At 56.8% G+C, this 12486-nt stretch carries 9 protein-coding genes and 2 pseudogenes; 10 read left to right on the top strand and 1 reads right to left on the bottom strand.

Annotation, left to right across the window (positions count from 1 at the left end; all coding sequences use genetic code 11):
- Positions 1-176 precede the first annotated feature (176 nt).
- From recA to N4R57_10195, 4 genes and pseudogenes are all read left to right on the top strand, one after another.
- Positions 177-1239 (top strand): annotated as a pseudogene (gene recA / locus N4R57_10210) (recombinase RecA).
- A gap of 27 nt (positions 1240-1266) precedes the next feature.
- A complete protein-coding gene (locus N4R57_10205) occupies positions 1267-1818 on the top strand; it encodes a hypothetical protein (protein UYV39336.1) in 552 nt (183 codons plus the stop codon).
- Between the two features lie 86 nt (positions 1819-1904).
- On the top strand, positions 1905-4580 hold the full coding sequence (alaS, locus tag N4R57_10200; GenBank protein UYV39335.1) for an alanine--tRNA ligase: 2676 nt from the start codon (positions 1905-1907) through the stop codon (positions 4578-4580).
- 1 nt (position 4581) lies between these two features.
- Positions 4582-4869 (top strand): DUF1330 domain-containing protein, encoded by a 288-nt coding sequence (locus tag N4R57_10195; protein UYV39334.1) that lies wholly within the window; start codon positions 4582-4584, stop codon positions 4867-4869.
- Between the two features lie 65 nt (positions 4870-4934).
- On the opposite strand, the gene typA is transcribed toward N4R57_10195, so the two are convergent.
- Positions 4935-6752, bottom strand: coding sequence for a translational GTPase TypA (gene typA, locus N4R57_10190; GenBank protein ID UYV39333.1), 1818 nt, complete (start codon positions 6750-6752; stop codon positions 4935-4937).
- A gap of 151 nt (positions 6753-6903) precedes the next feature.
- On the opposite strand from typA, the gene argS reads away from it, so the two are divergent.
- The 6 genes and pseudogenes from argS to N4R57_10160 all read left to right on the top strand — a co-directional run bounded on the left by argS (position 6904) and on the right by N4R57_10160 (position 12486).
- Entirely contained in the window at positions 6904-8649 is a 1746-nt protein-coding gene (argS, locus tag N4R57_10185; protein ID UYV39332.1) for an arginine--tRNA ligase, read from the top strand.
- A 78-nt stretch (positions 8650-8727) separates the two neighbouring features.
- Positions 8728-9744, top strand: coding sequence for an SPOR domain-containing protein (locus N4R57_10180; protein UYV39331.1), 1017 nt, complete (start codon positions 8728-8730; stop codon positions 9742-9744).
- A 10-nt stretch (positions 9745-9754) separates the two neighbouring features.
- The gene (gene nagZ / locus N4R57_10175) at positions 9755-10762 is read left to right on the top strand and encodes a beta-N-acetylhexosaminidase (protein UYV39330.1); all 1008 of its coding nucleotides are present in this window, start codon (positions 9755-9757) and stop codon (positions 10760-10762) included.
- A complete protein-coding gene (locus N4R57_10170) occupies positions 10755-11540 on the top strand; it encodes a segregation/condensation protein A (GenBank protein UYV39329.1) in 786 nt (261 codons plus the stop codon). The genes nagZ and N4R57_10170 overlap by 8 nt, the downstream gene beginning before the upstream one ends.
- A gap of 4 nt (positions 11541-11544) precedes the next feature.
- Positions 11545-12200: pseudogene (gene scpB, locus N4R57_10165) on the top strand (SMC-Scp complex subunit ScpB).
- Positions 12201-12273: 73 nt separating this feature from the next.
- Positions 12274-12486, top strand: a complete 213-nt coding sequence (locus tag N4R57_10160) for a hypothetical protein (GenBank protein UYV39328.1) — start codon at positions 12274-12276, stop codon at positions 12484-12486.

The following is a 12486-nucleotide window of genomic DNA, read 5'->3' as shown; positions in this document are numbered from 1 at the left end:
GTAAACTACTCCTTAACCATTCTGCAAAAAAGTGGAGCTACGAAAAATTTTAGTTGAAATGTTCCTCTTTTGATCTCATAGAGAACAAGAGGTGAACAAGTAACTCCGCATTGCTGCCAAGAAGCGGCTGTGGAATAAGAAAGGCAACAAAGATGGCAACGGCGGAAGTTCTCAAAATGAGCAAAAGCAATTCGGACAAGCAAAAGGCGCTGGATCTCGGCCCTCGCGCAGATTGAGCGGCAATTCGGCAAGGGATCCATCATGAAGCTGGGCGCGGAAAACGCCGTGCAGCAGATTGAATCCACGCCGACCGGCTCTCTTGGGCTTGATATCGCGCTTGGTATCGGCGGGTTGCCCAAAGGGCGTATCATTGAGATTTACGGGCCTGAGAGTTCGGGCAAAACAACGCTGACACTGCACGTGGTTGCCGAAGAGCAGAAAAAGGGTGGTGTGTGCGCCTTTGTTGATGCCGAACACGCGCTTGACCCGCAATATGCCAAGAAGTTGGGTGTGAACCTTGACGAGCTTTTGATTTCCCAGCCCGACACAGGCGAGCAAGCGCTTGAGATTGTCGACACACTTGTGCGGTCGGGCGCGGTCAACATGGTGGTGGTCGATTCGGTCGCTGCTTTGACGCCAAAGAGCGAGCTTGAAGGTGACATGGGCGACAGCTCGGTCGGCGTGCATGCAAGATTGATGAGCCAGGCGATGCGCAAGCTGACCGGTTCGATCAGCCGTTCGAATTGTATGGTGATTTTCATCAACCAGATCCGTATGAAAATCGGTGTTATGTTCGGCTCGCCCGAAACCACGACGGGCGGCAATGCGCTGAAGTTTTACTCTTCGGTGCGGCTTGATATTCGCCGGATTGGCGCGCTCAAAGACCGTGATGAGGTGATCGGCAACCAGACCCGCGTGAAAGTGGTGAAAAACAAGGTTGCGCCTCCTTTCCGCCAAGTGGAGTTCGATATTCTCTATGGTGAGGGGATTTCGAAAACCGGCGAACTCCTCGATCTTGGGGTTGCTGCAGGAATTGTGCAGAAATCTGGCGCATGGTTTTCCTATGGGGATGAACGGATCGGGCAGGGCCGTGAAAATGCCCGTACCTTTATGAAGGAAAACCCGTCAATTGCGCTTGAGATCGAAGACAAGATACGTGCTGCGCATGGGCTCGAGTTTGACATGCTTGATGGGCCGGTTGGAGCCTCTGGAGAAGATGATGCGTTGCTTGACGGCTGATGCACCCAAGGCAAACGGCGGTGGACAATGAGCCACGTCAGTCGCGAAGACCTTGACCGGGCGATCCCCGAAATATTGGCCGCTCCGAAATCCGGGGCGGCCATTGAGATGTTATGCCTTCGGCCCCGACGAAACGCGCGTGAGTTTGTCGACCAAATCGAGGTTACACAAGCTGAAGGCATCCCTGGAGAACGGTGGCTGCATGAGCCTTGGTTAAAGCTGGAAGATGGGCGGCCGCATCCGGGTATTCAGGTCTGTGTTTTGCAAAAGCGTGTGCTCGATCTGATATGGCGTGATCGTGAAAATACGCCGCATCCGGGTGATACATTCATAGTGGATATGGATTTGAGCGAAGAAAACTTGCCTGTCGGGCAATTGCTCAGCGCGGGGAGCGCGGTTTTGCGGGTGTCGGACGTTTTCAACGAGGCATGTGTGAAATGGAAAGTGCGATATGGTGCTGCGGCCAAGGAATGGGTGACAGCGCCGGGCCACCCGAAGCTCCGCTTGCGCGGCCTATTGTGCAGTGTGGAGAAAGACGGCACCATCCAAAACGGGGACGTGTTGCGCAAAATCGATTGATTTCGTGGCCTGTGCATGGACAGGCGCGAGGCTTGGGGATAAACCGCTTCTGACGTGCAATTTCCTGCTCAAAAGAGGCCTGCTCCATGCCCAGCCTGAACGACATCCGGTCAACCTTCCTGAACTATTTTGCCAAGAACGGTCACGAGATTGTTCCGAGTTCCCCGCTTGTGCCGCGCAACGACCCGACGTTGATGTTTGTCAACTCGGGCATGGTGCAGTTCAAGAACCTGTTCACCGGCGTTGAGACGCGTGATTACAACCGCGCGACCTCGGCGCAAAAATGCGTGAGGGCAGGCGGCAAGCACAATGATCTCGACAATGTTGGTTATACCGCGCGTCACCATACGTTTTTTGAGATGCTGGGAAATTTCAGCTTTGGTGACTATTTCAAGTCTGACGCCATTCCCTTTGCTTGGGAGCTGATAACCAAGGAATTGGATATCCCGGCCGAGAAGTTGTTGGTGACAGTCTATCACACCGATGACGAGGCGGCGGAAATTTGGAAAAAAGTCGCGGAGCTACCGGATGAGCGCATCATTCGAATTCCGACCAACGACAATTTCTGGATGATGGGGCCGACTGGTCCATGCGGACCTTGCACCGAAATTTTCTTTGATCATGGCGATCACATTTGGGGTGGCCCACCGGGTAGCCCCGAAGAAGATGGCGATCGTTTTGTGGAAATCTGGAACCTTGTTTTCATGCAGAACGAGCAGTTTGAGGACGGCTCGATGAAGGCGCTCGACATGCAGTCGATTGACACCGGCATGGGGATTGAGCGGGTCGCAGCGTTGTTGCAGGGCACCAACGACAACTATGCCACGGACTTGATCCGCGCGCTGATTGAAGCTTCGGCAGATGTGACAAGCACCGATCCGGATGGGCCGGGTAAGACCCACCATCGGGTGATCGCGGATCATTTGCGCTCGACCAGTTTCTTGATCGCGGACGGGGTGATGCCTAGCAACGACGGGCGTGGTTATGTGCTGCGCCGGATTATGCGACGGGCGATGCGGCACGCGCATCTTTTGGGCGCAAAAGACCCGGTAATGCATAAATTGGTCAAGTCACTCGTGTCGCAAATGGGCGCTGCCTATCCCGAGCTTGGTCGCGCGCAGGCGTTGATTGAGGAGACGCTGGAACTGGAAGAGACCCGGTTTAAGACCACGCTTGATCGCGGCTTGAAGCTTCTTGATGATGAATTGGCAGGCTTGCCGGAAGGGGCCGCGTTGCCCGGTGAGGCGGCGTTCAAGCTGTATGATACATATGGCTTTCCGCTGGATCTGACGCAGGATGCGCTGCGCGAAAAGGATCGTGAGGTTGATACCGAAGGGTTCGACACCGCAATGGCCGAGCAAAAGGCCAAAGCGCGTGCCGCATGGTCAGGGTCGGGCGAAGCGGCTGATGCCACCCACTGGTTCGATGTTGCCGATGCGCATGGCGCGAGCGATTTCCTTGGCTATGACACAGAAGTCGCCGAGGGACAGGTTCTGGCGTTAATCAAAGATGGCGTGTCTGTTGAGGCTTTGGCCGTGGGAGAAGAGGGCTGGGCCGTATTGAACCAGACGCCGTTTTACGCCGAAAGTGGTGGCCAGGTGGCCGACCATGGTTTTGTCCGGCGCTTGGACGACATGGATGATGTCTGTTCTGTATCGGACGTTCAAAAGTTTGCTGACGGCAAGATCATCGCCCATAAATTGGTGCCGCAACAAGGCGGATTGTCAGTGGGCGATACTGTGTCTTTGGAAGTAGATCATGCGCGACGCAGCAAGGTACGAGCCAACCATTCGGCAACACATTTGTTGCACGAGGCGTTGCGGGTGCATCTAGGTGAGCATGTGGCCCAGCGAGGGTCGCTAAATGCAGAGGACCGGCTTCGCTTTGATTTCAGCCACGCCAAGGGGTTAAGCAATGACGAGCTGCGCAAAGTGGGTGAAGAAGTGAATGGCTTCATCCGCCAGAATAGCGCGGTCAGCACACGGATCATGACGCCAGATGATGCGCGCGGGATTGGTGCGCAGGCATTGTTCGGAGAGAAGTACGGTGATGAGGTTCGTGTCGTGTCGATGGGCACGGCGGCGACCGGCAAAGGCATGGACGGGGAGACGTATTCCATCGAGCTTTGTGGCGGGACACATGTGAAGCAGACCGGGGACATTGGCGTTTGCGTCATCCTGAGTGACAGTGCGTCGAGCGCCGGCGTTCGACGTATCGAGGCGCTCACCGGGGCGGCCGCGTTTGAGCATCTGGAAGCGCAAGCCGGGCTGGTTGCCGATTTGGCAGGCGCGTTGAAAGCGCAGGCAGGAGAGCTGCCTGAACGATTGAAATCGCTGTTGGATGAGCGCAAGGCGTTGCAGAACGAAGTGGCACAGTTGCGACGCGAGTTGGCGATGTCAGGCGGTGCCGGACAAGGCGGCGGAACCGAAGCTGAAGAGGTTAACGGCGTGAAATTCTTCGCACAGGTCCTTTCCGGTGTGTCGGGTAAAGATCTTCCAGCGCTGATTGATGAGCATAAACAACGGCTGGAAAGCGGAGCGGTTTTGTTGATCGCGGATGCGGGTGGTAAAGCCGCAGTCGCCGCCGGGGTCACAGCAGATTTGACAGATAGCCTGTCAGCTGTTGATCTTGTGCGTGCTGCCGTTGGAGAGTTGGGTGGAAAAGGCGGTGGCGGTCGCCCTGATATGGCGCAGGGTGGCGGCAAGGACGCGGCCAACGCGGATGCAGCAATCAAGGCGGCAAAAGCCGCAATTGGAGGATAAGATGGGCGCACTTTGGATCGCACATGTCACGGTGACGGATGCCGAAGCTTATGGCAAATACGCGGAATTGGCGGGACCGGCGATAGCCAAGCACGGTGGAGAATTTATCGCTCGTGGTGGTAAATTCGTGCAGTTGGAAGGCAAGGAGCGTCCGCGCAATGTCGTGGCGAAGTTTCCGAGCGTGGACGCTGCGGTGAACTGCTATCACTCGGACGAATACCAAGCAGCGCTTGCCCACGCGAAAGGCGCAAGCGAACGTGAATTGATGGTGGTTGAAACCAGCGATTGATGCGCGAGGCGGGGTGACCCCTACCTTAGATAAAAGAAAGGCCGGGGATTAACCCGGCCCTCATATCAATAGGTTTTTGCAGCACGTTTGCGTTCGTGCGGATCAAGGTGCCGCTTGCGCAAACGGATCGCGTTTGGCGTGACCTCAACCAGTTCGTCATCGTTAATGTAAGCGATTGCTTCTTCCAAAGAGAGCGTGATCGGCGTGGTCAGGCGCACGGCCTCATCGGTGCCCGAAGCACGCACGTTGGTGAGCTTCTTCCCCTTGAGCGGGTTCACTTCGAGATCGTTTTCGCGGCTGTGTTCGCCAATGATCATCCCGGTGTAGATTTTCTCTTGGGGAGAGATGAACATTTTGCCGCGATCTTCAAGGTTCCAGAGCGCGTAAGCGACGGCCTCGCCGTTCTCCATCGAAATCAGCACACCAGCCCGACGACCGGGAATGGAGCCTTTGTGCGGTGTCCAACCGTGGAAGACACGGTTCAGAACGCCAGTGCCGCGCGTGTCGGTCAGGAATTCGCCATGATACCCGATCAGACCACGGGAGGGCACATGCGCGATGATCCGGGTTTTGCCCGCACCGGCAGGCTTCATTTCCGTCAATTCACCCTTGCGAGCGCCGGTCAGCTTTTCAATCACAGCGCCGGAGTATTCGTCATCCACGTCGATGGTGACTTCTTCGACCGGCTCAAGACGTTTGCCGTCCTCTTCGCGCATGAGTACTTGCGGACGAGAGATACTGAGCTCGAACCCCTCGCGGCGCATGTTTTCGATCAGAACGCCCATTTGCAGTTCACCACGACCCGCAACTTCGAAGGCTTCGCCACCGGGGGTGTCGGTGATCTTGATCGCGACGTTGGATTCGGCTTCTTTCATCAGTCGATCGCGGATCACGCGCGATTGGACCTTTTTGCCGTCGCGCCCGGCAAGCGGGGAGTCGTTGATTCCGAAGGTGACCGAGATCGTCGGCGGATCAATCGGTTGTGCATCAAGCGCGGTGTCTACGGCCAAGGCGCAAATGGTGTCGGCAACTGTCGCCTTGGACATGCCCGCAAGCGAAACGATATCACCAGCGATGGCTTCTTCGATGTCTTGTTCGCCAAGGCCACGGAAGGCTTGGATACGTGTTACACGGAATTGTTCGATTTTTTGGCCGATACGGCTGAGAGCTTGAACTGTTGCGCCAACTTTGAGGCGACCGGTTTCAACGCGCCCGGTAAGCAGGCGACCGACGAAGGGGTCAGAGCCCAGAGTGGTGGCCAACATGGAAAAGTCTTCGTCCTGATGCGCCAACTGACGCGGAGCAGGCACATGGTTCACGATAAGATTGAAGAGCGCGTGCAAATCTTTGCGCGGCCCGTCCAGCTCGGCGTCTGCCCAGCCTGAGCGGCCAGAAGCATACATATGCGGGAAATCAAGTTGATCGTCATCGGCATCGAGGCTGGCGAACAAATCAAAACACTCATCCAGCGCGCGATCAGGCTCGGCGTCGGGTTTGTCGACCTTGTTCAGCACCACGATTGGGCGAAGGCCAAGCGCCAGCGCCTTGGAGGTCACAAATTTGGTTTGCGGCATCGGCCCTTCGGCGGCATCGACCAGAAGGACAACACCATCAACCATCGAGAGAATCCGCTCAACCTCGCCACCGAAATCGGCGTGGCCGGGAGTGTCGACGATATTGATCCGCGTGCCTTTGTATTCGACCGAGGTCGGCTTGGCAAAGATGGTGATGCCGCGCTCGCGTTCGAGGTCATTGGAGTCCATGGCCCGTTCGGCCACGGCCTGATTGTCGCGGAACGCGCCGGATTGTTTCAAAAGCTCGTCCACGAGGGTGGTTTTGCCGTGGTCGACGTGGGCGATGATCGCGATATTTCGCAGGTCCATGTTCGTTCTTTCCTGAAGGTTTGGCCAGCGCCTACAATGAGCTTGGCCAAAAGGCCAGAGGTAAAGCCGCTTTGGATGGATTTCAGGGTGCCGGGTTGCGGGCACACGCCAATGTGGTAAAGCCTGCGCAACGCTCTTAGGGATGCACGCTATGAACCTTTTTTCCGATATTCGCGCCTTGGTGATTGACACATTGACCTTGATGCAGGGCGAGGGGGTTTTGCCCGAAGGTCTCGACATGGCTAATGTGGCTGTAGAGCCGCCGCGTGATGCAGCGCATGGCGACATGGCGACAAATGCGGCGATGGTTCTGGCCAAACCTGCCGGCAAGAAACCGCGTGACATTGCTGAAGATTTGGCTGCGCGTCTCTCTGCTGATGCGCGGATCGTCAGCGCAGATGTTGCGGGACCGGGGTTTTTGAACCTGCGGTTGGCGACTGGGATGTGGCAGGATGTGGTGCGTGCGGCGCTTGAGGCCGGGTCCGACTTCGGGCGCTCAACTCTGGGAGAGGGGAAGCGCGTAAACGTCGAGTATGTCTCAGCGAACCCAACCGGGCCTTTGCACGTGGGGCACACGCGCGGTGCCGTGTTCGGCGATGCGCTGGCTAGCCTCTTGGATTTCGTCGGTTATGACGTGACGCGCGAGTATTATATCAACGATGGCGGTGCGCAGGTTGATGTGCTCGCTCGGTCGGTTTACCTGCGCTATCTCGAAGCGCATGGGCAGGAGGTGGCGTTCGAGGATGGCACTTACCCCGGTGATTACCTGATCGAGGCGGGGGAAACTCTTAAAGCCAAGGTGGGCGATGCTTATGTCGGCAAGGACGAGTCCGATTGGCTGGCCGAGGTGCGGGAGTTTTCCACCGATGCGATGATGGAACTGATCCGCGGCGATTTGGCGGAATTGGGCGTCAAGATGGACGTGTTCTATTCGGAAAAGTCACTTTACGGCACGGGCCGGATCGAGGCGGCGTTGAAAGCCCTTGAAGATAAGGGGCTGATCTATGAGGGCGTGCTCGAGCCACCCAAGGGCAAAAAGCCCGAAGATTGGGAACCGCGCGAGCAAACGCTGTTCAAATCGACGGAGCATGGTGATGACGTGGATCGCCCGGTGATGAAATCGGATGGGTCGTGGACCTATTTCGCGCCGGACATCGCTTATCATTATGACAAGGTTTCCAGAGGCTTCGACGCTCTTATTGATGTATTTGGCGCAGACCATGGCGGCTATGTTAAACGGATGAAGGCCGCGGTTTCGGCCTTGTCCGATGGCAAGGTGCCGCTTGATATCAAGCTGACCCAGCTGGTGAAGCTCTGGAAAGATGGCGAGCCGTTCAAGATGTCGAAACGGGATGGCACGTTTATCATGCTACGCGACCTTGTTGATCGTGTCGGCGCGGATGTCACGCGGTTCCACATGCTGACGCGCAAAAACGATGCGGCTCTGGATTTCGATTTTGACAAGGTGATGGAGCAATCCAAGGACAATCCCGTCTTCTACGTCCAATACGCCCACGCACGGGTATGTTCGGTGCTTCGGAAAGCCGAAGAGGCCGGGATCGCGACAGATGTTGCAACGATTTCGGCGGCGGATCTTGCTCTGCTTGATCATGAGGCCGAGCTAAACGTCGCGCGGAAAATCGCTGAATGGCCGCGTTTGGTGGAAACGGCCGGGCGATCGAACGAGCCACATCGCGTGGCGTTTTACCTCTACGAACTGGCCAGCGAGTTTCATTCGCTGTGGAATCGCGGCAATGAAGAACCCTCGCTACGCTTCCTTCAGGAAGGGGATGCAGCGACCAGTCAGGCAAAAATCGCCCTCGCGCGCTCTGTGGCCGTTGTTATTTCCGCAGGTCTTGGTATTCTGGGCGTAATCCCGGCAGAAGAAATGCGGTAAACAAAGCCGTCAACGTCGGGGAGCAGGCAGTAACAATCCCCGGCGGCAATGTATCGCCTTGGGAGAAGCGAGGCGAACATGGCGGATGTCCCATTTGGTGGCCCGACCCACGCGCAAGACGCGGGGAACGGGCGTGCGAGTGCAGTAAAAACCCTTGGAACAGTGACAAATTGGGCCGGTGCGGCTGTGTCTTTGGCGTTGATTGTTGGTATTGGCGTGTGGAGCTACAAGACGCTTGCGCGCGATGTGTCAGGCGTGCCGGTGGTGCGCGCGGCGAGCGGAGAGCCGATGCGCGTGGCCCCTGAAAACCCTGGCGGCAGCCCGGCATTGAACCAAGGGCTTTCGGTAAACAAAGTTGCGGCAGAGGGCGCCGCGGAAAAGCCCGCCGATCGTTTGGTTTTGGCACCCGCACCCGTTGATCTTACGGCGGACGATTTGCCCAGCGGCAAGGTCAAGGTGGTGGCGCAAGCGCTGAAAGAGCGCCCAAAGCAGGCCGAACAGGTCGCGCCGACAACGGCGCACACGCCGCAGATGGCATCAATACAGGCTTTGGCGGATAAGCTCTCAACTGGGTCTGCCCCATTGGGTGAAGTGGCCGCAGCACCAGAGCCAAGCCCCGAAAAAGTTCAAAAGGCGGCGGTTATCGCACCTGCGGTTCAGGCGGAAAAAACGGCTCTAGCCAAAGACCAGCCAAAGAAAGTGGTGGTCAAAGGTGGGCTAAAACGCTCGCTTCGCCCGGTTCTTCGCCCACGTGCGTTAAAGGCGACTGTGGTCAAGGCATCTGCTGCTGCTCCTGTCGCGGCGGCGGGGTCGGCGGTCGAAGTCGATCCGGCAAGCATTGCGGCTGGAACAAAGCTGGCTCAATTAGGTGCATTTGACAGTGCAGAGACAGCACGCGGCGAATGGGACAAGCTGACCGCCAAGTTCGGTGATTATCTTGAAGGTAAACAACGTGTTGTTCAACGCGCCAAAAGCGGTGGTCGGGTGTTTTACCGCCTTCGCGCAATGGGTTTTGCCGATATGAGCGATGCACGACGGTTTTGTTCGGCGTTGGTCGCGGAAAAGGCCGATTGCATCCCCTTGACAACAAAGTGAGGCGGATCACGTGACACGCTGGGGTGCGACGATACTCGATGCCGAGGGGCTGACTCTAACCGGTGCAGAGCGGGCGTTCTTTCGCGAGGCGGACCCATTTGGCTTTATCTTGTTTGCCCGAAACGTCGGAAGCCCTGAACAACTTCGCCGTTTGACCGGCGAGATGCGCGATGCCGTGGGGCGGGATGCGCCGATCACGATCGACCAAGAAGGGGGCAGGGTGCAGCGTTTGCGCGCGCCCCATTGGCGTGAATGGCTGTCACCACTCGATCATGTTGCCGCGGCTGGACAGCAAGCCGAACGCGCGATGTATCTTCGCTATCGCATTATCGCGCATGAGTTGCGTGCCTGCGGGATCGACAGCAATTGCGCGCCGTTGGTGGATGTTGCCCGAAGCGAAACACACCGGTTTCTGCGCAACCGTTGTTATGGTGAAGACCCGAAAACCGTCGCTGGAATTGGCCGCGCGGTGGCACAGGGGCATCTTGATGGCGGGGTGCTTCCGGTGGTGAAGCACATCCCCGGTCATGGTCGTGCCGTAAGCGACAGCCACTATGAATTGCCAAGGGTCAAAAGCCCAAGGAAAGAGCTTGAAGATGTTGATTTCTTTCCGTTTTACGCGCTGAATGACTTTCCGATGGGGATGACTGCGCACGTGGTTTATGAGGCGTTAGACGCAGCTCCTGCCACGCTTTCTGCGGTCATGATGGCACAAATTCGCGATACATTGGGGTTTGACGGTCTGATTGTGACCGACGATATCTCAATGAAAGCGCTTCAAGGCGATCTGGGTGATCTTGCGTCTCAAGCCATTGCAGCGGGGTGTGATGTGGTCTTGCATTGCAACGGCACGCTTGGCGAGCGTCAAGTGGTCGCCGAGGCCGCTGGACAAATGAGCGAATGGGCGCAAGCGCGTGCGGAACGGGCGATTGCGGCACGCAAAGCCCCTGATGACATTGACATTTCGGCGTTGGAGGCCGAACTTGAGGCGCTTTTGAAAGGCGCCGTGGATGGCTGAGGAAACAGAGTTTCAAGAAGATTCAATGTCGGTGGCCGAACGAATGGCCGCCGAGGCATTGATCGTAGATGTGGATGGGTTTGAAGGTCCACTCGACGTGCTGTTAACGCTTTCGCGCACTCAGAAGGTCGATCTTCGCACGATTTCGGTTCTGGAATTGGCCCGGCAATACCTAGCATTTGTAGAGCGCGCCAAAGCCTTGCGACTGGAATTGGCGGCGGACTACCTTGTCATGGCTGCGTGGTTGGCGTTTCTGAAATCTCGCCTGTTGTTACCACCAGACCCGAGCGAGGAAGGCCCGACAGGGGAAGAACTGGCGGCGCATCTGGCCTTTCAGCTTGAGCGTCTTCAGGCAATGCGGGATGTGGCGGCGCGACTGATGGCGCGGGATCGGTTGGGGCGAGATTTCTTCGCGCGCGGTATTCCAGAGAACGTAACGCGCACGCGCAAGATTATCTACACCGCGAATTTGCTCGATCTTATGCAGGGCTATGCGCGCATTCGCACGCGAGACGAATTTCGTCCGTTTGTTATGGATCGCGATGCGGTGTTTACCATGGAGCAGGCTTTGGAACGGATGCGCGGCTTGATTGGGTTCGCGGGGGCGTGGACGGATATCAACAGCTATCTTCCCGAGGGCTGGGAGAATGATCCGGTGAAGCGCCGATCGGCCACTGCCGCAACATTTGCCGCCTCTCTGGAGTTGGCAAAAGAGGGCAAGGTGGAAATTCGCCAGTCCGAAACATTTGCCCCGATCCAGCTTCGGAAGAAGGATTAGGAATATGACAGAAGGCATTGAAGAAAAGGAAGAAAGCCTTTTGAATCGCCACCTATTGCCGAACAGGAACGCATGGTAGAAGCCGTGTTGTTTGCGAGCGCAGAGCCGGTGACGGTAAAGGAATTGAATGACCGTATGCCCCACGGCGCCGACGCGGCAGAGGCTTTGGTGCATCTTAGAAAACGCTATGAGGGGCGCGGCGTCAGGGTTGTGAAGGTGGGCGATGCTTGGGCAATCAGGACAGCGCCGGACCTTGGCTTCTTGATGCAGAAGGAAACGATTGAGACCCGCAAACTGTCGCGAGCGGCGATCGAAACACTGGCGATTATCGCCTACCATCAGCCCGTAACACGGGCTGAAATCGAAGAAATTCGCGGTGTTAGCGTCAGTCGGGGTACGGTGGATCAGCTTCTTGAGATGGAGTGGATCCGGTTCGGGCGGCGCAAGATGACACCGGGGCGGCCGGTAACCTTTGTGGTGACACAAGCCTTTCTAGACAATTTTGGGCTAGAGAACGCACGCGACCTGCCGGGATTGAAAGAATTGCGGTCTGCTGGCTTGCTTGAAAGTCGGCCACTGCCGTCAATGTCTCCACAACTTACCGAGGGTGAAGATGAGGAAGAAGCGACCGAAGGGCAGAGCGAGTTGTTTGAGGATTGAACGGAGGCGCCTCATTCTGAGCATAATTGCTGCTTAGCTTGCAGTCTGAGGCAGAATTTGAAGGAGTGGTGCAATGAACGCCAATCAGATCATCAATATGTTTATGAGGATGTTCATGCGTAAAGTCGTGAACAAAGGCATGAATGCCGGGATCAGCAAAATTGCCGGTCGCGGAAGATCACATGACGAGATGACCCAACAAGAGCGTCAGCAAGCGCGGGCGGGCAAGCAACAGGTCAAGAGTGTCAAAAAAACCATGCGTATGGCGCGCCGCATCGGGCGTTGA

It is taken from the genome of Rhodobacteraceae bacterium D3-12 (assembly GCA_025916135.1).
Classification (GTDB): domain Bacteria; phylum Pseudomonadota; class Alphaproteobacteria; order Rhodobacterales; family Rhodobacteraceae; genus JAKGBX01.
This window is presented reverse-complemented; position numbering and strand designations above follow the sequence as displayed.